The organism is Deltaproteobacteria bacterium HGW-Deltaproteobacteria-6, assembly GCA_002840435.1.
Lineage (GTDB): Bacteria > Desulfobacterota > Syntrophia > Syntrophales > Smithellaceae > UBA8904.
The window spans coordinates 306,399-328,835 of sequence record PHAT01000002.1 but is presented as its reverse complement, the minus strand read 5'-3'; the positions used below and the strand labels follow the sequence as shown (position 1 = coordinate 328,835).

The 22,437-nt window shown below is 49.5% G+C and carries 25 protein-coding genes; 12 read left to right on the top strand and 13 right to left on the bottom strand.

Features of this window, described 5'->3' with window-relative positions; genetic code table 11:
* Nucleotides 1-24 precede the first annotated feature (24 nt).
* From CVU71_05880 to CVU71_05855, 6 genes are all read right to left on the bottom strand, one after another.
* A complete protein-coding gene (locus CVU71_05880; GenBank protein PKN19897.1) occupies nt 25-600 on the bottom strand; it encodes a metal-dependent phosphohydrolase in 576 nt (191 codons plus the stop codon).
* Between the two features lie 80 nt (nt 601-680).
* Entirely contained in the window at nt 681-1,976 is a 1,296-nt protein-coding gene (locus tag CVU71_05875; protein PKN19896.1) for a 4-hydroxybutyrate CoA-transferase, read from the bottom strand.
* Nucleotides 1,977-1,996: 20 nt separating this feature from the next.
* On the bottom strand, nt 1,997-2,839 hold the full coding sequence (locus tag CVU71_05870; GenBank protein PKN19895.1) for an alpha/beta hydrolase: 843 nt from the start codon (nt 2,837-2,839) through the stop codon (nt 1,997-1,999).
* Nucleotides 2,840-3,249: 410 nt separating this feature from the next.
* Nucleotides 3,250-4,086 carry an arsenite S-adenosylmethyltransferase gene (locus CVU71_05865; protein ID PKN19894.1) on the bottom strand — a complete coding sequence of 279 codons (837 nt, stop codon included), beginning with the start codon at nt 4,084-4,086 and terminating at the stop codon, nt 3,250-3,252.
* A gap of 135 nt (nt 4,087-4,221) precedes the next feature.
* A complete protein-coding gene (locus CVU71_05860) occupies nt 4,222-4,476 on the bottom strand; it encodes a hypothetical protein (protein PKN19893.1) in 255 nt (84 codons plus the stop codon).
* Nucleotides 4,477-4,964: 488 nt separating this feature from the next.
* On the bottom strand, nt 4,965-5,315 hold the full coding sequence (locus CVU71_05855) for a transcriptional regulator (GenBank protein ID PKN19892.1): 351 nt from the start codon (nt 5,313-5,315) through the stop codon (nt 4,965-4,967).
* Between the two features lie 217 nt (nt 5,316-5,532).
* Between CVU71_05855 and CVU71_05850 the strand changes: the two genes are divergently transcribed.
* Genes CVU71_05850 through CVU71_05840 form a run of 3 tightly spaced genes read left to right on the top strand, consistent with a single transcriptional unit; the run spans nt 5,533 to nt 7,268 of the window.
* Entirely contained in the window at nt 5,533-6,351 is an 819-nt protein-coding gene (locus CVU71_05850; protein PKN19891.1) for a hypothetical protein, read from the top strand.
* On the top strand, nt 6,352-6,894 hold the full coding sequence (locus CVU71_05845) for a hypothetical protein (protein PKN19890.1): 543 nt from the start codon (nt 6,352-6,354) through the stop codon (nt 6,892-6,894).
* Between the two features lie 26 nt (nt 6,895-6,920).
* Complete coding sequence (locus CVU71_05840; GenBank protein ID PKN19889.1) at nt 6,921-7,268, top strand: hypothetical protein; 348 nt, start codon at nt 6,921-6,923, stop codon at nt 7,266-7,268.
* A 12-nt stretch (nt 7,269-7,280) separates the two neighbouring features.
* Here the strand turns inward: CVU71_05840 and CVU71_05835 are convergent, their stop codons facing one another.
* Entirely contained in the window at nt 7,281-7,910 is a 630-nt protein-coding gene (locus CVU71_05835) for a hypothetical protein (protein PKN19888.1), read from the bottom strand.
* A gap of 91 nt (nt 7,911-8,001) precedes the next feature.
* Here CVU71_05835 and CVU71_05830 point away from each other — a divergent pair, with 91 nt between their 5' ends.
* Together CVU71_05830 and CVU71_05825 are read left to right on the top strand one after the other, a co-directional pair.
* The gene (locus tag CVU71_05830) at nt 8,002-8,259 is read left to right on the top strand and encodes a hypothetical protein (protein PKN19887.1); all 258 of its coding nucleotides are present in this window, start codon (nt 8,002-8,004) and stop codon (nt 8,257-8,259) included.
* A gap of 17 nt (nt 8,260-8,276) precedes the next feature.
* On the top strand, nt 8,277-9,797 hold the full coding sequence (locus CVU71_05825; protein ID PKN19886.1) for an acetyl-CoA acetyltransferase: 1,521 nt from the start codon (nt 8,277-8,279) through the stop codon (nt 9,795-9,797).
* On the opposite strand, the gene CVU71_05820 is transcribed toward CVU71_05825, so the two are convergent.
* Nucleotides 9,784-11,148, bottom strand: coding sequence for a poly(A) polymerase (locus CVU71_05820; protein ID PKN19885.1), 1,365 nt, complete (start codon nt 11,146-11,148; stop codon nt 9,784-9,786). The genes CVU71_05825 and CVU71_05820 overlap by 14 nt on opposite strands.
* A 123-nt stretch (nt 11,149-11,271) precedes the next feature.
* Nucleotides 11,272-12,063 carry a hypothetical protein gene (locus tag CVU71_05815; GenBank protein PKN19884.1) on the bottom strand — a complete coding sequence of 264 codons (792 nt, stop codon included), beginning with the start codon at nt 12,061-12,063 and terminating at the stop codon, nt 11,272-11,274.
* Nucleotides 12,064-12,863: 800 nt separating this feature from the next.
* On the opposite strand from CVU71_05815, the gene CVU71_05810 reads away from it, so the two are divergent.
* The 6 genes from CVU71_05810 to CVU71_05785 all read left to right on the top strand — a co-directional run bounded on the left by CVU71_05810 (nt 12,864) and on the right by CVU71_05785 (nt 16,800).
* Entirely contained in the window at nt 12,864-13,073 is a 210-nt protein-coding gene (locus CVU71_05810) for a hypothetical protein (protein PKN19883.1), read from the top strand.
* A complete protein-coding gene (locus CVU71_05805; protein PKN19882.1) occupies nt 13,070-13,636 on the top strand; it encodes a hypothetical protein in 567 nt (188 codons plus the stop codon). The genes CVU71_05810 and CVU71_05805 overlap by 4 nt, the downstream gene beginning before the upstream one ends.
* 65 nt (nt 13,637-13,701) lie before the next feature.
* Nucleotides 13,702-14,166 carry a hypothetical protein gene (locus tag CVU71_05800; GenBank protein ID PKN19881.1) on the top strand — a complete coding sequence of 155 codons (465 nt, stop codon included), beginning with the start codon at nt 13,702-13,704 and terminating at the stop codon, nt 14,164-14,166.
* A gap of 82 nt (nt 14,167-14,248) precedes the next feature.
* On the top strand, nt 14,249-15,010 hold the full coding sequence (locus tag CVU71_05795; GenBank protein ID PKN19880.1) for a hypothetical protein: 762 nt from the start codon (nt 14,249-14,251) through the stop codon (nt 15,008-15,010).
* Between the two features lie 332 nt (nt 15,011-15,342).
* Nucleotides 15,343-16,005, top strand: a complete 663-nt coding sequence (locus CVU71_05790; protein PKN19879.1) for a serine/threonine protein phosphatase — start codon at nt 15,343-15,345, stop codon at nt 16,003-16,005.
* Between the two features lie 177 nt (nt 16,006-16,182).
* Nucleotides 16,183-16,800 carry a glycerol acyltransferase gene (locus tag CVU71_05785; GenBank protein ID PKN19878.1) on the top strand — a complete coding sequence of 206 codons (618 nt, stop codon included), beginning with the start codon at nt 16,183-16,185 and terminating at the stop codon, nt 16,798-16,800.
* Nucleotides 16,801-16,807: 7 nt separating this feature from the next.
* On the opposite strand, the gene CVU71_05780 is transcribed toward CVU71_05785, so the two are convergent.
* Nucleotides 16,808-17,056, bottom strand: a complete 249-nt coding sequence (locus CVU71_05780) for a hypothetical protein (GenBank protein ID PKN19877.1) — start codon at nt 17,054-17,056, stop codon at nt 16,808-16,810.
* Between CVU71_05780 and CVU71_05775 the strand changes: the two genes are divergently transcribed.
* Nucleotides 17,041-18,774, top strand: coding sequence for a hypothetical protein (locus tag CVU71_05775; protein PKN19876.1), 1,734 nt, complete (start codon nt 17,041-17,043; stop codon nt 18,772-18,774). The genes CVU71_05780 and CVU71_05775 overlap by 16 nt on opposite strands.
* Nucleotides 18,775-18,946: 172 nt before the next feature.
* Here CVU71_05775 and groL read toward each other — a convergent pair whose 3' ends face one another.
* The 3 genes from groL to CVU71_05760 all read right to left on the bottom strand — a co-directional run bounded on the left by groL (nt 18,947) and on the right by CVU71_05760 (nt 22,434).
* Complete coding sequence (groL, locus tag CVU71_05770; GenBank protein PKN19875.1) at nt 18,947-20,590, bottom strand: chaperonin GroEL; 1,644 nt, start codon at nt 20,588-20,590, stop codon at nt 18,947-18,949.
* A 26-nt stretch (nt 20,591-20,616) separates the two neighbouring features.
* A complete protein-coding gene (locus CVU71_05765; protein PKN19874.1) occupies nt 20,617-20,907 on the bottom strand; it encodes a co-chaperone GroES in 291 nt (96 codons plus the stop codon).
* Nucleotides 20,908-21,027: 120 nt separating this feature from the next.
* On the bottom strand, nt 21,028-22,434 hold the full coding sequence (locus tag CVU71_05760; GenBank protein PKN19873.1) for a DNA repair protein RadA: 1,407 nt from the start codon (nt 22,432-22,434) through the stop codon (nt 21,028-21,030).
* Between the last annotated feature and the right edge of the window lie 3 nt (nt 22,435-22,437).

The window sequence follows — 22,437 nt, the reverse complement described above, 5'->3', positions numbered from 1 at the left end:
CATCTTTTCTGACTTTAATGGAGATTATCCGGCTATCTTCTTTATTGCATCATGGATGTCGGTTTTCATAAAACGGTTCAGCTTGCGTTCGATCGGAATGACGTGCTGCAGGTTTTCAAGAATCCGGTTGCGTAACTCTTCCGTCTTTCCGTATCGAATCAGCAAATCCTGAACCCTTTCTTCGAGGGTCACGATTTTGTCGTGCATCACCCGCTTGTCGGCGTAATAAACGATTTCTGTTTCCACGATGGGCCCTGCCGGATTCAGGTCGCAAACGACATGCTGCTCAACAATCCCGGCAATCAGCGGAAATCCCAGTTCGCGCAAAAGAGCGCCACCCGAAGCCGCGTGCTTTTCTTTTGTTTGCAGTGACCGGGTCTTGGTAATATCGTGAAGCAACGCTCCGGCAATAACCGCATCCCGGTTGATTGAAACATCATCTGCAAGATTGTCGGTGATGGCCAGGGCCACGTGCATCACCTGAAAGGAATGTTCAACGATATTGGGCAGCATGGTGTACTGTGCCATGAGGTCTTCACATTCGGCCCGGCTGGGAATTCTGTCGGTATTGTTTTGCATAAAATATTCTGTCCGGTTCATGTTTAATTTGTCAGAGCAAGAGCGGGACGCCACTGAAATTGCAGGTTTCCGCCGGAATCTCCCGCAATTATTTTCTTCCGTTATTTTCCTCTGTTCACCCGGAAGTCTTCTTTCAGAGTATTTCTGAAATCCGGGTGAGCGATGGCGATCAGAGCCTTCGCCCGGTCTGTCACGGACTTTCCCCGCAAATCCGCAACACCATATTCTGTAACCACATAATGAACGTCGGCGCGATTGGTCACAACGGCCGCACCTTCGGTGATATGGGAACATATTCGTGATATTTTTCCTTCGGCCGCCGTGGAATAAAGGGCGATGATGGAGCGTCCGCCTCTGGACCAGGCAGCGCCCCGGACAAAATCCGCCTGCCCCCCGGTGCCGCTGTATTGCTTGTAGCCGATCGTATCCGCGGCGATCTGTCCGGTCAGGTCAACCTCCAGGGCGGAGTTAATGGCTACCACGTTGTCATTTTGGGCAATGTTGGCCGGGTTATTGGTGTAATCCACGCTGTGCATTTCGACCATCGGATTATTATGAACGAATGAATAAAGTTTTTCGGTTCCCATAAAAAAAGTGGCGATCATTTTGCCGGGGTGAAAATTCTTCTTCGAACAGTCGATCACCGATTCATTGACCAGATCAACAACACCGTCTGAAAACATCTCCGTGTGAACGCCGAGGTGCCTCTTTTTTTTCAGGAATCCCAGAATGGCATCCGGCACGGCTCCGATACCTAATTGCAGACAATCCCCGTCCTGGATCAGCCCGGCGCAGTAATGCCCGATGGTTTCATCGGCCGCCGTGATTTGGGGAGGGGGCATGGTAATCGGCCGGGCATCGCACTCCACCAGGTAGTCAATCTGGGACACATGGATGAACGACTGGCCGAGCGTCCTGGGCATATGCGGCGTTACCTCGGCGATAACCAATCGGGAACTGTATGCCGCGGGCCTTGTATAATCCACGGAAATGCCGAAAGAGCAGTAACCGTGTTCATCGGGTGTGGAAAGCATGCAGAGCACGACATCCACCGGCAGAATTTTTTCCGTAAACAGCTTGGGGATCAGGCTGAAATGGCTGGGCGTAAAAACGGCCCGCCCTTCATTGATGGCCTTTCTGGTGGTTTGCCCCGCAAAGAAAGAGTTGTGGATAAAGTGCCGGCTGTTTTCCGGAAGGCAATATTCGGAGGGGCCCATCGCAACCATGTGAACGATTTCCACCTCCCGATACGCTTCCTTATTGGCGACCATCGCCGCCAAAAGGGTTTCCGGCGATCCGCAGGCATGTCCGACTACCACCCTGTTTCCCGATTGAATGTGCGCCACGGCTTCGGCAGCGGTTGTAAGTTTCTGCTGATACACATCCTGCCATTTCATAAATTGACTCCTTTCGGGAATTAGCCACCTTGCAGCAAGTACCGAGAATCAACATCCGTCGCGCCTGAGCGGGATTGAATGAATTCCATGACCATGCGGTTGAACCGGGCCGCTTCTTCAATAAAAAAGGCATGCCGGCAATGCTCGAAAAGCGCAAGCTTGGATACGGGCAGCAGCTCTTTCAAGATCAGTGAATTTTGCGACGGTACGAGGGGGTCGTCATCGCCGGTTGCCAGAAGAACGGGAGCCCGGATGCCGCCCAGCCGATCCACCGTGTCGTGTTTCTGGCAGGCCGCAAATTGCCGCAGAAAGGCGTCCGCGGGCTGGTAATACTTGAGGGAGATATCGATGAAGTTTTGAATCCTGTCCGGATGGCCAGCAACAAATGAATCGGAAAAATAAATATCCATGTCTTTGCGCAGGATCTCGGCAGGCGTCAGGCCTTCATTGGCCGTAAATTTCTTCACCCGCTCCGGGCTCATCAGCACGGCTCGCCTGCCTCCGCAGCCGGTGCAGCCCAGAATGAGACTTCTCACCCTGTCGGGATAATTAATGGCCAGTTCCTGAGCAATGTATCCGCCCATCGAGATGCCCAGAACATGCGCGTCAGGAAGTTCCAGCGCGTCCATCAGGCAGGCGGTATCATCGGCGAAAAGCCGAATGGAGTATTCCATATCCGGCTTGTCTGACCGTCCCGCCCCGCGGTTGTCGAAGGCAATTACCCGGAAGCGCTTCGAGAGTTCCGGGATCTGGCAATACCACCATTCCAGATTTCGTCTCAGCCCCATGATCAGGATGAGGGGAATGCCTTCTCCATGAATTTCATAATACATGCTGATGCCATTGACTTTAACCGCGGGCATTTACAGGACCTCCCTGATGAAAACATAAAAGAATGGGGAAGAATCCATCTTTTTAGTCAATCGTCCCCGCATACTTCCTACTGCCTGCCGGAATTACTTATCATGATATGCTTCCGGATCCATACGCGGCTATACTACCAACTTATTATTTTAATGGCAACCCGGAGAGATGAATAAAAGCATGATGCATAGCGTCAACAACCCTCCTCTATTTTTTTCAGCTGTATTTCCTTAATATTTCATCCTTTTCATTTGCCGGCAACGATTTAAGATACGATTTCCATCCCGGGCACCAGGTGGTATGCCATTTCCATATTTTGCTGATGATGGAATGCGGATTTCGATCATAGCGTGATCTCATCGTGCAGTTGGAACATTTACTTTCTTTCATGGGTGATCCTCCCTTAAGATTAATGCATCTCCGGTTTGACGGCATATACCTTGATGCTGGCAACGGCTGCCGATAGTTTGGACAACGTTTTACCCAGAGTAGCCGAATCAACACCCGTATCCTTTGCCGCCGGATGGCTGATCAGATCCTCTATCGGGTAGGTTGTTTCATCTATCACTTTCACGTCCTGAAATCCGGTTTTTTTTATGGCGCCGAGATAAAGGTCTTTTCCAATCGCACCGCCGACACACCCGATATAGGCGGAGATTGATTCTTTGAGCGATGCGGGTAATTCCGACAAAAGAACGAGATCGGAGACCATGAGACGGCCACCGGGTTTGAGGATGCGGAAAGCTTCGGCAAATACTCTTTCTTTGTCGGGGGCCAGGTTGATGACACAGTTGGAGATGATAATGTCCGCGGTATTGTCCGCAACAGGCAGATTCTCAATCTCACCCAGGCGAAATTCAACCTGGCTGTAGCCTCCCCTGCGGGCGTTCTCCCGCGCTTTATCGAGCATTTCCGGCGTCATATCCACTCCGATGACGCGGCCCTTTTTTCCGACGGCATTTGCGGCAAGAAAGCAGTCAAAGCCCGCTCCCGAACCCAGGTCAACGACCGTCTCTCCCGCTTTCAGGGAGGCCAGCGCAACAGGATTTCCGCATCCCAGGCCAAGGTTGGCTCCTTCGGGGACGGACTGTAGATCCTCTGAACGGTAACCGACGTTCTGACTGATTTGAACTACGTTAATATCAGGGCCGCTGCCTGAAGTTGAAGGACGGCAGCACGAACCACCCTTTTGAGCGATCTTTCCATAACCTTCCCTGACTGCTTTTTTGATTTCTTCCTGTTTCATAATCCTGATCTCCTTTCCCTATTTTTTAAAATTTATCCAGCCGAAATAATCTTGTCGGCGCCGCGAGTGATGATCCCTGACACAATGCCTTCACCAGACCAATCAGCCTTCCCGTGATTTTGCCCGTCATCATGTTTACTCATTTAAACGGCGATCATCTCTTCTCATCAATGCAGACGTGATGATCCATACCCCGATAAAGATAAGCACCCCCGGCCAGAACATTTCAAGCCATTCAGCGGGAAACCAGTTTGCTTTCTTCCCCAGCCAGAAAAGTCCGCCGATGATAAAGAATATTCCCCAAAAGAGGCCGCTGTCCCGCCGTCCGCACATTCCGTGCCAGCAATGTCTTCTGACTAAGGACGCTTTCGAATTTTCATTTTCCGTCATGTCGCAACTCCTTTCTTTTCTTGAATCGTTTTCTTTTTAATTATTTTTTTTCTTTGATGTTCATCTTTTGACAAAACTGTTCGGCTTTCGACCGGAACGTGTCAAAATCAAACGTCCCGTCTTTTCCGGCGCAGAACTGTTTCATCATTGGTTCACAACTTTTAAAATAAAACTTCTCCTTTTTCTCTTCTTCCGCTGATCCCGGGCTGCAGCATTGAGCCATAAAGGACTGACAGAACCCCAAACCATCATTGCTTCGTGTTTCCTCTTTTGCCGCTATAAGACACCTCCTCTTTTCTAAATTAGATATTTCTATATATCTATATTTCGATATATTTCGAAATATAATATTCACTATTCTTTTGTCAAGTATTTTTTTAAAAAACACGCCGGCCGCGCTATTTCTCTTTAAAGAATGAGCACTTAAGATACAAAAAAACAGTATGGAGAGAGGAGGTATTTACCCTTTGGCCGCCAAAGAGTCCGGTCTATTTCTTCATAACAGACGTGAGATATTCAATCATCATCTTAACGGTGTCTTCATTGGGCTGACAAAAAATGGACTGGCCTTTTCTTTCGCAGTCAATGAGTTTGGCATTGCGCAGTTCTTTCAGATGGTGGGAAATTGTGGAAAGGGATATGTCAAAATTACTCGCGACACAGCATACGGATGGCCGGTTTTTTTCATCCAGTGACTCCTTGCATTGGCCAAGACGGATATTCTCAAAAACCGCCAGGCGTGTTTCATTGGACAGGGCCTTAAAGGCGGAAGATATGCGGGCCATACGTTCCGTCTCTTTACTGTTCTTCGATTTTCTTGTTTTTTCCGTCATAGCCATGAACCTTTCGGTTTAATTTAGATGTTTATATACTTATTGAAATATCTTTATAATGATGGATTGTTTTTTTGTCAACCATCATATCGCATCCTCTCCTTCCGCCGGATCAAAATGATCCTGCGTCTCCGCCGGCAAGAGTGTTTCCTCCAAAATGTCGTTTTTCATATCAAGTTATTTATGGTACATATTTTTCACAAGACTGATCAAAGGAATCAAGATGTTTGGCTGGTTTTCCAAAAAACGGCGTCAGAAACTCATGGCCCTGCCTTTTCCTTCCGGATGGGAAGACATGATTCGCCGCAACATGATTGATTATGGCCTGCTGGATGAAGCTGAACGGATGCACCTGCAGGAACTGATCCGGGTCTTCATCGCTGAAAAAATCTGGGAAGGCTGCGGAGGATTGGCACTGACCGATGAAATCCGCGTGACTATTGCGGCCCAGGCCTGCCTTCTCCTTTTGAATATTCCCCACAACTATTACGAAAACGTGGAAACAGTGATTGTCTATCCTTCTGATGTCGTCTTGCCTGAGCGCAAGCTGGGCTTTTTTGAAAACGCCCTCGAGCCTCTGGAACCGGATTCCCCCGTCTCCGGTCAGGCCTTCGAACAGGGGCCGGTGATTCTGGCGTGGGACGCGGTGCTGCAAGGGGGACGTCAGCCGGAATACGGCTTTAATGTGGTCTACCATGAATTTGCCCACAAACTGGATATGCAGGACGGGGGCGCGGACGGTACGCCAAGACTGCAAAACCGCGCAGAATACCGCGACTGGATTAAGACCTGCTCGCGTGAATACATCCGGCTCCTCAAAGATATTCATCAAGGCAAACCAGCATTCCTTGATGAATATGGCGCAACAGACGAAGTGGAATTTTTCGCCGTCGCCACGGAACACTTTTTCAGCCGGCCCCGCCGGATGGTTAAATCCGCCCCGGAGCTTTACCGCGTGCTGAAAGAATTTTACGGCCAGGACCCGGCAAAACGTGTCGAGAAAATGACTGACAGGGCATACCTGGAAAAAGAGGAATCCTAGATGAGCCTGAAAACAAAGTGGATCGGTCTTATCTACGAGGCAGCAACAGGCAGCCGAAAGATTCGGATATTCCTTACCCCAATTGTCGGTCTGTCCTATTTTCTTTTTGCATCATTGTTCGTCATCGCCGCTTTCCTGATCGACCGCCTGTTTCATTTTCCCCAGTTTCCCTCGGCGCCCATTCATTTCTATCTGTCCATTCTCTTCATCATTTCGGGGCTGTCTCTGGCTTTCTGGTGCGTGTTTCATTTTGTAAGAATAAAAGGAACACCGGTGCCTTTTAATCCGCCGCCCGTACTGGTTACTTCCGGCCCTTACGCTTACATTCGCAACCCGATGTTAAGCGGTGTTTTCATCTTTCTTTTCGGACTGGGCACGGCGTTTCAGTCCATCGGCCTGATTTTCATTTTTACACCCCTTTTTATCCTGGTGAACGTTATGGAATTGAAAGCGATAGAAGAACCGGAGTTGGAAATGAGACTGGGACAGGAATATGTAAATTATAAGAAAAGAACACCGATGTTTCTTCCCAAGATAGGGTAAATTCCCGAGAAATGGAGAAATGACTGATGATTGAATATATCCGGCGGCACGAACGCTATGTCAGAGAGTTATTGGATAGCCACCCCGATTCTGAAGCGCTGGATGAACTTCTGGCGTATCATGACAAGCAGATTGCCTGGATGCAGGCCGAAAGACTGGCGCATCTGATCACCATGATGTTCGTCTGCCTTTTTTTTCTTTTGTCTTTCGGATGGACGCTGGTGCATTTCACGGTGCCGTATATCCTGCTGACAGCCCTGTTTCTGATTCTTTCCGCCGCTTACATTCTTCATTATTACCGTCTGGAAAATGGCGTGCAGCACTGGTACATGCTGTCCAATGAGATACGGCTGAAGCGCCTGGAGATGAAATAAAGGAACAGAAATTCATACCAACGCCTGCGGAAGTTCTTTGACACTGTTCAAAATCTTATAGGCCCCCGAGAAATTGTGACTACGGGTGAATTTGCTTGGGATCATGATGCATCGGATTCCGGCGCCTTGGGCTGCGGCAAGACCGCGCGGCGAATCCTCAATGACCAGGCATTCCTCCGGCGCGAAACCGGCAAGCGCCAGGGCCTTCAGATATGGCTCGGGATGCGGCTTGGTATGCTGGCAGTCTTTCAGGGTCAAAACAAACTGAAAGTAAGGCAGGAGTTGTGACTGCCGGTGAATGATTTCAAAGTGCTCCTGTCCGGAACTCGTTACGATTCCCATGACGTATTTTCCGCGGAGCTCATCCAGCACGTCCCGGACGCCGTCAATCACCAGCGGCTCACGGGTCAGCAAGTCGGCATAACGGTCGTCCCGCTCACGCCGCAGTTTATTAAATACATCCGTCCCCGGATCTGCCGCCAGCCGCAGCACGCTTTCCCCCCTGGCAAGAGAGATCTCTTCAAACTGCTCCCACCGCAGGGGAATGCCAATACCCGCCAGCGTCTCCTGATTGGCCCGGAAAAAGAGGCCTTCCGTATCGACCAGCACACCGTCATTGTCCCAGAAAATTGCCTTGATCATCGAAGCCTTGCTTCCCTCTTTTAGTGAGACTCGTTGAGAGCGAACGATGTGACGCTCGAAACGCCAGTCGAACTATCTCAGGAGCTGAGTAATGAAACTTAAATATTACAAATATAGTGATGTAATATTTGCCAGTCGAAACTATCAACCCATACAGTTGGCGGAAACGACGCAGGATGTTTCAGCACTCTACACCGCTGATCTTATAAGGTCAACCGGTACCAGCCACAAAAAAGCCGCATCCTATGCCTCAGGCTTTTCTCATCGACGGAACGACGAATTTCTGCTAATTTTCCACCATGATGGCTGCAAACACGCTGCAGACATTCCTGAACAGAGACCAATATAAAGAAAGGGAAATCAAAAATGGCTTCTGAAAACATCCCCGTAATTATCGGTGCAGGTCAGCTGACAAAAAAGGAAGCGGCGCCTGTGATCTGCGGTTCGCCTGTGGACCTGATGGCCGAGGCCGTCACAGTTGCGGCAGAAGACGGCGGTTTGACGATGCAATGCCTTCAAAAGGCCGACCTGCTCATTACCACGTCGCTTTTTTCCGATGACGGGATTATCAACCCACCGGGCTCCGTGGCCGATAAACTGAGTCTTCCCGATGCACGGTGCATGGTTTCCGGATTTGGCGGCATCATGCCGCACGCCATGCTGCACCATGCCATGAAGTCTGTCGCCGAAAACAAAGCCGGTCTGGTGATTCTGACCGGGGCCGAGGCTCAGTACAATATGCAGCAGGCGAAAAATTCCGGGACATTTACCGGCTGGAACGTAACATCCGGGCGCCCCGGCCTTCCCCCGCTGACTGCTCTGGGGCTCTTTGACGGAGCCTGCGAAACAGAACACATCCACGGACTTTCGCTTCCCTCAACATGCTATCCCATGTTTGAAAACGCCCTGCGAAGGCGTTATGGGCGCACGATTGCGGATCATACCCGCAAGCTGGGCGAGCTGATGAGCCGCTTTTCACTCGTCGCGGCCAAAAACCCCTTGGCCTGGTTTCAGGAATCGTTCACGCCCGAAGAAATCATCACCGTTTCGGATCTCAACCGCAACACGGCTTTCCCTTATACCAAGCGCATGAATGCCATGCTGGGGGTCAACCAGGCCGCCGCCCTCATCGTCACATCGGAGGCGCAGGCCCGGAAGATGGGCATTGACCGGTCCAAATGGGTGTATGTGCACGGCTATGCCGAAGCCTCGGATCACTGGCATATCCTGGAAAGAGAGGCCTACGGTTTTTCCCCGGCTATTGAAATCGTCGGCCGGTCTGCCCTTGCGCAGGCCGGCGTGACCATTGAAGACATTGATTTCTTCGATCTGTACAGCTGCTTTCCGGTTGCCGTCCAGGTGACGCGCGACATGCTGGGCATTGCCGAAAACGATCCCCGGCCGCTCACCGTTACCGGAGGGCTTCCCTATTTCGGAGGACCGGGCAACAACTACGTCATGCACGCCATGGCGCAAATGGTTGAGGTGCTGCGCCGTCATCCCGGCAAGACGGTCCTGGTCACCGGTAATTCTTTTTACATGACCAAGCACTCGGCGGCCGTGTGCGCCACCACGCCTCCCAAAGACAATGCGGCGGCTACAGCCGATACAAGCGTTTGCCAGAAAGCCGTTGACCTGCGGCCCAAACACGAGATTGATCCGCAGCCCGAGGGGCGGGGAACAGTGGAAACCTTTACCGTGATTTATGACCGGAATAATTTACCGGGCAAGGGTGTTGTCATCGGAAAAAAAGAAAACGGAAAACGCTTTGCGGCTTTTACGCCATCCGACCCATCGCTGTTTTCAGCAATGGAAAAGGAAGACTTTTGCGGCATCACGGGCATGGTTGCTTCCAGAGACAAGGTCAACGTCTTCAACCCCGATTGAATATCGGTAACGTTCGTCCTGCTTGTCTATCAGCAGGGCGATGTCGGCGCTTCCGTCTTCTGCGCCGTTTTGCCGGCGCTTCATCAGCCGGCGTTTCTGTAGTGACAGAAGAAGGTTCCCGTGAAAGAAAGGCATCCCACCATACCCGGGCGGATTGATTGTCCCCTCCCGACTCCTCTTCAAGATGCAGGTACGCCAGGGCGTCTGTAAATTCGGGTCTTTTGACGATGACGGAAGGACGACGCGGCGGCACGTTGTGAAGCAGGCGCTGCATGGCAAGAATGTTGTGCAGCTGGTTTGCCGCCTTTCCGTGAATGCTCACGGTCTTCGAGCACTCTTTAATCAGATCGGTGAAGGCGGCATCCCGTATCAACCGGCCAGAGATGCCATCCCGGCGGCCGGCCTGTGCTGCTTCCTTCAGGACGGGACCGAAGAATGCGGCAAGGAAAAGCGCCGGGGATGGCGGCGTTCCCGTCTGGTATCGCCAGTCGAGCTGCCCGAGATTAGTGTTCATGATGTTCAGACGATGGGCGCTTTCGCCCAGCCACAGACTGAGCATGGGAAAGAGGGCGGCAAGGAGCCCGCTTTTGTGCATCAGACCGAAAGCCGGCCGTGCAGAACCGAACAGGAAGAGTTTCAACATCTCTTCATAGAGCCTTCCCGGCGATGCGCGGGAGATGGTGGATGACAACTCGCAGAGCGTCTCCCACGCGACAGGTTCGATGACAAAATGATGGGATGCCGCGAAACGAACGGCGCGAAGCATGCGCACCGGGTCTTCCGTAAATCGTACGGTCGGGTCGCCGATGGGGCGAATGAGCCCCTCGCGGAGGTCGCCAAGGCCCGTCGAGTAGTCAATGACCGAATAGTCCGCGATATTATAGGCAAGGGCATTGATCGTAAAGTCGCGGCGGAGGGCATCCTGCTCCGGTGTGCCAAAGACGTTGTCGCGAAGTACCATTCCGGAATCATCCTTAAGGTGACGGGGCTTCTGATTATCGGGAAGCGGCTTCTCCATGTCCGATTCATCAGGGAGAGCATCAGCCCGAAACGTGGAAACTTCGAGAATTTCGTCTGCAAAGTGCAGATGGGCCAGCCTGAAGCGGCGGCCGATAAGCCGGCAATTGCGAAAGAGCCGTTTGATTTGACCGGGTCTTGCGTCTGTTACGATGTCGAAGTCTTTGGGTGCGCGCTCCAGGAGCAAGTCGCGGACACATCCCCCCACCAAATAGGCAATGAAGCCGTTGTCGCGGAGCCGGTAAAGTGTGTTAAGAACATTCCGGTTTATCTTTTTCCGGGAGATCCGGTGTTCCTTGCGGGGAATGATTAGTGGCTGCATGGCTTGCAACATAGCACACCAAATCGAAAAAGCAAGATTTCAGCGTCATTGACCATGGATTGGAATATTGAATGCCGCTGATAATTATCGGGGAACAGGGTCCCCTTCTTATCTTAAATCAGGAAGCACGACCCATCAACTCGCCAGGTACCGCAGCATTTCCGGCGGCATGAGAAACCAGGTCGCAAGCGACCGGCCGATGATGTGTCCCTGCGAGTCGAACAGGGCCGTTCCGGTGTATAACTTCCTGCCATCGCTCCCCGTAGGCCAGGCGGCAACGACACATGGCTCGTCACAGCACAGGGGCTTTTCGATCTGGCCGATCAACCTTCCCAAAAACCCTGGTTTCGCATCGGTCAGTTCCCAAAGAGCATAGGCCCCCGGACAATCCAATGCCGTCCAGATGAATTCCGGCAGGACATAACCCTGCTTATCGCCATACTCCATGGACGGTGTCCAGGGAGCTGCAACCATGTTGGTGCCCAAGACTTGGCCGGGGTGAATCTTCAGGCCTTCGCCTTCCGGCACATCGGCGCCGCAGCAAAAACAGATAGGATGAATGCCGTGTCCGGTTACGTGGGTATAAGGCGTCGGTTTCAGGGCAATGGACGCAGCAGCGGCCCTGACGGCTTCTTCATATGTCGGAGCATCCGGTACCGCGAGGTCCATGGTGCCCGGCTTGGCCTGAATGATCATTTGATCGCCATCCATCAGATAATAAATCCCGTCGCCACCTGTGCAAATTTGCAGTTCCCGGTCAAGCGGCGTGGGGCGTTTAATCATGACGTCGATCACGCCGTCGATATATTCGGCAAAGAGGCTGCAAACATAACCACCGTTCGCAATGTCTGGCGGGCCTTTATATTTGGATGGGATGGTAACGCCGCATAGAGTTTTCAGATTGGACTGATTGTTTTCCCGAAGCATTTGTCATGTTCCTTCCCTTTATTTGCTATTGCGCAACATCCCTTGCTCATCGCATTTTGTTTGTCAATATTTTTCTATGACGGAGGGACATCCAGTGAATCGACTGTAGTGCAATCCAGTTATGTCATTACGAGCCGCCTCAACCTAAAGGGCACGCGTCAGGCCGCGTGGTAATCTTGTTCATTCAGAATTGTCAGATTACTTCGATCACTACACTCCCTTGCGACGACATTGCGACACAAAACCGCGCAGCTGGAAATCTAGGATTTTAGAGCGGTGGCAGTTGCACCGGGGCGTGCCTTTGCTCAATGCCCTCAACTGTGGCGCTAAGCTCATTCCGCGACAGCCAAAAACTCACCTGCGGCTCAAACAGTTTGGCTGTCTGATGCTCCGTTTCGCTAAGCGCCACAACGTTTCAGGCATGATTCGCTTAAGTCGCGCCCCGGTGCAACTGCTGGATATTTAGATGACTGGTCGAAAAGAATAGAACCTGCAGTAAATAGAAAGATCAAATATGACGTAATGCCTTATTAGATTCATATTTTGAAGTACGTCCCGCATTTTCACTATTTTACCTGGCGGGTGAAGGAAGTCAGAAAGCAAGTGGGGCGGGTGTTGAGGTGGCATGTAATGCGGTAGCGGCCCTCTGTTCCTCCAATAGCAAACTTCTCTAATGCTTTTTTAGTAGTTGAAAGGCATGCAAATGTTAAGTTATAAATAATGTATTATTCATGAAATTAATACTTGACTATTACTTAACATTATAGTAGCAATTTAAAAAAAGATGCTAGAGGATCATTATGGCAAAGAAACTAATGCAGTTCCAACTCCCAGAAAAGGTGCGCCAAGATATTGAAGCATACTCAAAGGATAAGGATATTACTTTATCAGAATTGCTACGCCAAAGTGTTCGTCTGTATATGATAATTAACGAGTATAGCGACATGGGTTATAAGCTGTTCCTCAGAAAAGATGGAGGTGAGCCCGAGAAGGAGATTATATTGCCATGATATTCACATCTTACGATAACATAGAAAGGATAGAAAAAGAAACACAAATCAGATATGCTAAAGACTCAGATATTGAAGATTTCACTAATACTTGGGTTACATTTACGATTCAAAAAATTATTTCAAGCGCAGCATTTGATTATCCATTATTCAAATGGAATAAAATCATTAAGACATCTCTTACTATGGGATTTGGGCATAAATGCTACTGTGCTATCACAAATCAAAGAATTGACGGAATGCTTTGCCTAAGTAAAGATGATAAAATCCTTCACATAGATTTTATTGCCACAGCACCTTGGAATTATTATAAGCTTGGCACTGGAAAGATGAAGCGAATCGGTGAAGGTCTTATTTATTACACCATTAAAACAAGTCAATATATTGGGCTACGTGGTGAATTTCTATTAAATGCATTGCCTACCGCAGAAAAATTTTACCAGAATATAGGGATGGTTCAAACAGGCAAAGCAAACGATCATGGACTAAAAGAGTATTATATGTCAAAAGAGGAAGCGTACATTTTCGAAGAAAAATTTAAGAAATACATTATTAGAGAATGATTTATAATAGCTGTATTAAAAAGCTTTTGAAGAATTAGAATGGCAAGAAAGAAGGAGGCTTAGCCATGACAGAGAATCGTGATAGATTGAGGGACGGCATCCACGAAGCAGCGTTAGAAACCGGTCTTACAAAGGGTATGGAACTTAACGAAATTTTGGACGATTATTTGGAGAAACGTAATGATGTTTTGACAATACTGAGGATTTATTCAAATAAGAGCTTATCTGAAGTCTCAAAAGAATTGGGTATTACAGAACGAGAATTGGAAAAAATTGAAAATAGTGATGATCATGTGCCCTTTCAATTGGTTCCGAAGCTTGCGAAAATCTATAAGGTTGATTTGAAGATGTTATTGACTTCATTGGGGCATGTTATGGAAAATGCAAATAAAGCATCGGACACATCATATGAGCTGGGTCTAGCCGCACAGTATTCAGGACCAGAACTAAAGACTAAAGAAAAAATTGACCTCGAGCAACTTTTCAAGAAGATTATAGAAACTGCGAATGGTAAAAAACTAAAGAGGTAGGATATCATTGGATACCTATTCAGAAAGCAATAAAAACAGAATTAAAACCTTGGCAGAAGTACTGCGCCGGAAGCATAATGCGATGGAATGGGGGGCTTCGCCAGAATTCTTGATGGAGAAAGAGGGACTATCGTATGTTGAATATGATCTGTCCGATGATAGTATCTTAAGAAGATACATCACAGAACCTTTAAAAAAAGTAATCAAATATATTAAAGCCGCCATTGTGGTTCCCGAGCGATTGGTTCTCATTGATGAAGAATTGCACTATGCAAGGAAGCCATTTGGCCAAGCACATGAGCTCGGTCACCACATTATCCCCGAACATCGAGAAATATTTTATGTTTGCTCTGAACACGATTTATCTCCTAATACCAGAGCCGAGATGGAATATGAGGCTAATGTATTCGCCTCTGAGGTCTTATATCCGTCAACTCTAATGAATAATATTCATCAACAATACCCGATGGCTATGGAAACAGTGCTTCAGCTAAGTCAATTATCAAAAGGTTCAATACACTCTTCTGCCATCCAATATGTTCTGACATCAATGAAGGTATGTTATCTTCTAATATTAGTTAGTAGAGTTGATGAAGATGGAAATCGATGTTTAATGATAAAGTCACAAATTGCATCGCCATCATGGATAAAAAAGTATAAACCACAGTATTTCCAAAAGGATCAGATATTCCAAGAGAACCATGTTCTTGCGAAGCAGGTTTTCTCAGTGTCTAAGGAAGATGTCAGTAAGGGAAGTATCCAAATGACAACGTCCAAGCGAGAATTTCAGTTTCACACATTTTATAATTCCTATCTTGTGTTTGCCCTTATATTCGAGGACTGAACAGAGTTCTCGTCAGTTGCTGTATGCATGAGATTACCACAACGCCTGAGAGGCGTCGCGTAATGACAACACAGAATTGCGACACGGTCTGAATGGCTGGAATCCATCTTTTCTATGTCTTCATCTGAATAAGTAAACAGCCCTTCGCATGATGGCTCCGAGAGTTCCTGAATATTTACAAAACAACATTGCGCAAGCCTGTAAAACGCGATCAGACGGCCCTACCCAATTCTTTCACTGACCTGACCTTCCCCGGCATGATGGTTCACCGATTGTCGTTTCACATGCAAAACGCTGCAAGATGTGATATGGAAGCGCCTTGAATTTCGGGGATGATGTTAAAGATGCGCTACGCTATTGCCGACATCCACGGTTGCTGCAAAACCTTTCGTGGCTTGCTCGATAAGATACAGATCAGGGAAACAGATCAACTCTATTTGCTGGGAGATTATATCGATCGCGGTCCCGACAGCAAGGGCGTCCTCGATACGATGATGAACCTTAGCTGCCGCATGGTGGCCCTTCGCGGCAACCATGAAGATCTCTGGTTGAAAACAGCCGGTGCCGGTCTGGACCGTCGACGTTTTTTCCACTACAATTATTGGATGGAAGACGGCATTGTGGCGGGGCTGAACAGTTTCGGTCAGACGGACCCCCGCCCCTATCTGGATTTTCTCGGCACCCTCCCCCTGTATGCTGAGCTTGATGATTACCTGCTTGTCCATGGAGAATTTGACTTTTCGCTTACGGATCCGTTCGGCGAAATGGGCGAGGAATCCATGCTTTGGGGTCGCGGAAAGACTTATTCGGGAAAAAAGCGGGTTATTTGCGGCCATACCCCCCTGAAACTGGAAAAGATCATCGCCAGCATGCAGACCAATAGAATCAACATTGACAATGGTTGCTGCTACCGCCAGGAAGGATACGGTCACTTGCTGGCATACGGTCTGGATGACGGCCGTCTCTATATTCAGGAAAACATTGACGATCATTGATCTTTGCTGCGCTCACTAAACACTCTACCCTGATGGGTGCACAACGTAATGAAGGACGCCTGGTCCCGTCTGCTCCAAAACAAAGTGGCGCTCTATTACTTTCTTCGATTTATGCTATACAGAAAGTGCATTTTCTTCCGGGTAACTTTTTAAGAAGATGCAGCAAAGGAAAAACCTATGAACAAAACGCTGTTTGATACGCCCGTATTAGGGACGTTGCTTTACCTGATATCGGTGATTTTTCTTAAAATTCTCGGTTTTCGCCGTGTCGGGCAGCTTCCTGAGATGCCGCGATATGTCATGATTGCCGCGCCCCATACATCCAACTGGGACATGCCGGTAACTTTGGCACTGGCCTTCTCGTTCAGGGTAAAAGTATACTGGATGGGCAAAGACACCATTTTTAAACGGCCCTTTGGAACGCTCATGAGGTGGCTGGGAGGCATCCCCATCGACCGATCCAAAGTCCATAACATGGTCGAGCAATCCATTGCGGCCTTTAAAGAAAACGATCACCTCGTCATGATTATCCCTCCGGAGGGCACCCGCAAAAAAGTCAGATACTGGAAGACGGGATTCTACCACATCGCGTATGGAGCAGGCGTGCCGATTGTCCTGGGGTTCCTGGACTTTGCGCACAAGACAGGCGGGATCGGACCCGTTGTCTGGCCTTCAGGCGATATCAATGCCGATATGAAAATCATTCAAACATTCTATGCCGGCATAACCGGTAAATATCCTGATGACTACAATCCCGCCGAAATAAGCCCTGACGGCAAAAAAACCCCAAACTGATTTTGCCTCAACACCCACGCGGCATGGCTTCAATGACCGGACATACTTCCGGTGCGAAGCCGTTCAGATCAAGGGCATTAAGGTAAGGTGCCGGATGCGGCCAGGGATGCAGGCAATCTTTCAGGGTCGCCCGCTCGTCATAAACTATTTTTATTCTTGCATTGTTTTCAAGACGTTGTATTATTCTTCCCGGTTTCAACTTTGCATTTTGTAACTGAGATATCGAGGTATCTGAATCGAATGCCTTCCACCACATCGCCACTGCCGCCATCAATAAGTCATGCCGCTTTCGAAACACTGGTCACCGTACTGGGAGTGGTCTATGTTCACCGAAAAACCGGCAACGGCGGAGATATTTATCTTACACAATTCGGCCTTCCCGTGGCCGGACTTTTAGAACCTTCCAACTGGTACCAGGACCCCTGGTTTTCGAACAAACGCCAAAGGCTGAAAGGCACCAGTGCCGTGTACAGGGTGCCGACTAAAATGGTGGACGGCGTTGCACTGGATCTTGTCGTAAAAAATTGCCGGGTGGGAGAAGACGTGCCGCTGGATACGCACACGCTTATGCAATTCATGAATACCGAATTCAACAGCCCGTGGGAGGAATTTTCTCTCGTTTTTGAAATGCGCGAAGGAAGATACGGCCCCCGGGAAATTGCCATATCAACCCAGTTGCCGCTCGCCATCTATGTACCGCCCGAAACCATGCAACTCTGGCAGAGCGGACGTTCGATAGATAAACTTAACCGCATCCATGCAAAACATCCGGGAATTGATGTTGACATCCTCAAGCAATATAAACTCATCTACCAGTGGATACGCGGTAAGGATGTTGTAGAAATGCTTCAGGACTCAGGCATAACGGGAGAGGCAGCAGACGCCGTCGTCTCGCCTGTTACCCTGAAAGTCATATCAGATATGGCACAAAAAGGTTTTTATGTAGCGGACATGAAACCCGTGCACATTATTCTGGAAGAAAAACAGGTAAATCTTTTTGAGAGTATTCCGGCTGAAACACCCGATAGACTCAAGGCGCAAACCGAACTTGTTACCGGCATAATCGAGGCAGGGGATTATTCCGTCATTGATTACGAGCTCCTGATCCGAACCCCCGAGCACGAAGAAAAGGTGAAAAGCCACAAGCGTCATACCTATCACGATGACCAGTGCCACCGCTGGCGCCCTACTGAACTGCCCAGCCATCTGGGCATCGTTGAGATAATGGGCGTACCCTATATCCACGGGCCTGCCGAAAGCACAGGGGGACACTTGTGGGTGGTTGGCCGAAACGCGCGCCTTTTCGATTATTTTTTGCCTGAACGCTGGCGCAAAACACATTCCTGGAAACTTTCCGAGAAAACCGACACCTATTATACTTTTACCAAAGACCATATTCATATTGTGTGGAAAATCTCCCGCGTGGGCGAAATGGTTGTTTTGCAAAACAATGACAACCAAAGTAAAAAAACCGCGGAATACGGATTCAACAGCCCTTTTGAGGAATTTTCAATTGCCCAATACCTGAGCTTCAGGGGCATTCCCACCGTCTATGTGCGTGCAATTTACATGACCGGCAGCGCCAAAACAGAGCAATCCACCGATAGAAGAAAATATGAATCGCACAGCCATCTGGTAAACAGCCAGGGAGAACCACTGCTGCGCGAAGACCGGAATTTCATATCGATCCGCGGTTTCTTTAACGGCACCGACAGCTGGGTGGCAGGTTCCCATGAACTTTTAAAACCAATGAGTCTGATACAAGCCGAATCGGAAGGAATCATCTCCGGCAAAAGCAAGGCCCTCCTCCTCGAAGCAATGATTGCGCGTCTTAGCGACGTCGGCATTGACGGGTCCCTGCTTGAAGCCAACGATCTTATTGTGTCGTTCGACAGTAAAAACAATATCGTCACGACGGAAGACCATCTGCCCGAAGTGCGCATCTGCAATTTTGAACTGCTTCGCAGGGTATAATATTAACCCTATTAGAAACGGGAATAAGAGGGGATGAAGGTTTCCGCCAACCTGACCGGATGCCGAACACCGGACGCCACCGTCATGACGATGCCAAAGACTGGATCTCATAAAAAAGCCCCCTGTCCTTCCGAACAGGGGGCTTTCATCATTTAATCTTCAATCTAATTTACTACATTCCCATTCCGGGATATCCGCCGCCGGGAGGCATACCGGGCATTCCGCCGCCTGCACCCTTCTCTTCGGGCTTGTCGGCAATCATGCACTGGGTGGTCAGAAGCAGAGCGGCAACCGAAGCTGCGTTCTGCAGAGCAAAACGGGTAACCTTGGTCGGATCAATGACACCGGCTGCGATCATGTCTTCATACACGTCGGTGCGGGCGTTGAAACCAAAGGAACCTTTCTTCTCTTTTACTTTTTCTACAACGATGCTGCCTTCGAGGCCGGCGTTGCAGGCGATCATTTTGATCGGCTCTTCAATCGCTTTCTTTACGATGTTAACACCGATCTGCTCGTCGCCTTCCAAAGCCAGTTTGAGAAGCGCGGGCAGGGTGCGCAGATAAGCAACTCCACCACCGGGAACGATGCCTTCTTCCACGGCGGCGCGGGTGGCATGCAGAGCATCTTCCACGCGGGCTTTCTTTTCTTTCATTTCGGTTTCGGTAGCTGCGCCGACTTTAATAACGGCAACGCCGCCAACCAGTTTGGCCAGTCTTTCCTGAAGTTTTTCTTTATCGTAATCAGACGTGGTCTCTTCGATCTGGGCGCGGATCTGTTTGACACGGCCTTCGAGATCAGCGCGCTTTCCGGCGCCGTCGATAATGGTGGTGTTGTCTTTATCGATGGTGATCTTCTTGGCGCGGCCAAGGTCTTCGATCTTCACGTTCTCCAGCTTGTAGCCCATATCTTCGGAGATCATCTTGCCGCCGGTGAGGATGGCGATGTCTTCAAGCATGGCCTTGCGGCGGTCGCCGAAGCCGGGGGCTTTGACGGCTGCTACATGCAGGGTGCCACGGATCTTGTTGACCACCAGGGTGGCCAGTGCTTCGCCTTCGATGTCTTCGGCGATGATGAGCAGCGGACGGCTCATCTTGGCAATCTGTTCCAGAATCGGCAGCAGATCTTTCATGCCGCTGATTTTCTTTTCGTAGATCAGGATGAGTGCGTCATCCAGGGCGACCAGCATCTTGTCGGCGTTGGTCACGAAATAGGGAGAAAGATAACCGCGGTCGAACTGCATACCTTCGACGATCTCCAGTTCGGTTTCGAGGCCTTTGGCTTCTTCAACGGTGATAACGCCTTCTTTGCCGACTTTGTCCATGGCGCCTGCTATGATGCTGCCGATGGTTTCATCGTTATTGGCGGAAATGGTGCCGACCTGGGCGATTTCTTTTTGATCTTTGGTGGGTTTGCTCATCTTGCTGAGCTCTTTGACAACGGTTTCAACGGCTTTGTCGATACCGCGTTTGATGTCCATGGGGTTCGAACCTGCCGCAACGGCTTTAACGCCTTCGCGGTAAAGGGCCTGTGCCAGAATCGTTGCGGTGGTGGTGCCGTCACCGGCTACGTCGCTGGTTTTGCTGGCGACTTCTTTGACCATCTGCGCGCCCATGTTTTCGAATTTATCTTCCAGTTCGATTTCCTTGGCAACGGTTACGCCGTCTTTTGTTACAGTAGGTGAACCAAAACTCTTGTCAATAATAACGTTGCGGCCTTTCGGGCCGAGAGTTACCTTCACAGCATCGGCCAGGGTGTTGACACCCTTCAAAACCGACTTTCTTGCTTCTTCATCGTAAAGAAGTATTTTTGCTCCCATTGTATAGTTTCCTCCTTGTAGTTTTCTTATTTTTCAATAACGCCCAGAATGTCGTCTTCTCTCATGATCAGTAACTCTTCGCCATCGATTTTGACTTCGGTGCCGCCGTATTTGCTGAAAAGGACTTTGTCACCTACTTTGACGTCCAAGGCAATCAACTTGCCGTCGTCTGTCTTTTTGCCTTTGCCGACTGCGACTATTTTACCTTCAATCGGTTTTTCCTTGGCTGAGTCAGGGATGATGATGCCTCCCTTGGTCTTGGTTTCTTCTTCCAAACGTTTTACAATGATTCGATCCTGTAAAGGTCTGATTTTCATGCTTTTTATTCTCCTTTCTTCATTATTGATATGTTATTTATAAATGCTGTGTAAGCCGCGCTATTTTATGCATTATTTCACCTCTGTCAAGGCTTTAGAAAAATTTTTATTGATTTGATTTCAAAAGAGGTTTTCCAGTAACTCTTTAAGGGAGCGAATCGCGCAGACTTCCATTTTTGCTGTTTTAGATAATAAAGATGTATCTGTTTTGGGTACGATACAGCGGTTAAAGCCCAGACGCGCCGCCTCCTTCACCCGGACTTCCATCTGGGATACAGCCCGTACCTCACCGGTAAGCCCTACTTCCCCCAGAATAACCGTTCGGGCATCAACCGGACGATCCAGAAAGCTCGACGCCATCGCCGCGACAACTCCCAGATCAACCGCCGGTTCATCCACACGGACGCCTCCGGCAACATTAATAAAGATGTCGGATCCGCTCAGATGCAGACCGCAAATTTTATCCAGAACCGCCACCAGCAGAGACACCCGGTTATGATCCACACCGATTGCCGTGCGCCTCGGCATGCCTAAATTGGAAACACTCACCAGCGACTGAATTTCGACCAGAATCGGCCGTGTACCTTCCAGACTGGCTACCACCACCGAACCGGGAGCATTCTGCGGCCGCTCGGCCAGAAAGAAAGCTGAAGGGTTCGGGACTTCGGAGAGCCCCTTATCGCCCATTTCAAAAACACCGATTTCGTTGGTGGGGCCGAAGCGGTTCTTGATGCTGCGGATGATCCGGTAGGCATGCCCGGAATCTCCTTCAAAATATAAAACGGTATCGACCATGTGCTCGAGCACCTTGGGCCCGGCGATAGAACCGTCTTTGGTCACATGCCCGATTAAAAAAACAGGAATTCCGTTTTTCTTGGCTGAGAGAATAAGTCTTGACGAGGCTTCGCGAACCTGCCCCACGCTCCCCGGCGCGGACATCAAATCGCCTGAATAAACCGTCTGTATGGAATCAATCACCACGATGGCCGGTTCAATCTTTTTAATCTGCCCCAGGATTTTCTCCAGAGACACTTCCACAAGCACCAGTAAATCTTTGGCCGCGGCGCCGATCCGGTTGCTGCGCAGTTTGATTTGATGGGCGGATTCTTCACCGGAAACATAGAGAACCTTGCGGCCTCCTGAAGCCAGGTTTTTCATCACCTGAAGCATGAGTGTGGATTTGCCGATGCCCGGCTCACCACCGATCAGAATAGCCGACCCGGCCACAATACCTCCGCCCAGCACCCGGTCAATTTCTGCGATACCGGTAATGGTCCGCTCCCCCTCCTCGGCCGATATCTCTTCAATAGGCATTGGCATGCCGTCAAAAGTCAGGTCGGCGCGATGGCCTGATTCCGGTTCGCAAACCAGTTCTTCGGCAAAGCAGTTCCAGCCGTTGCAGGACGGACATTTGCCCAGCCATTTTGGCGACATATAGCCGCAATGCTGACAGAAGAAACTCGTTTTACTTTTTTTCAACCTGATTTCTCCTTGACTTGGATACCCCACAAGAGCATATTTTTTCATAAA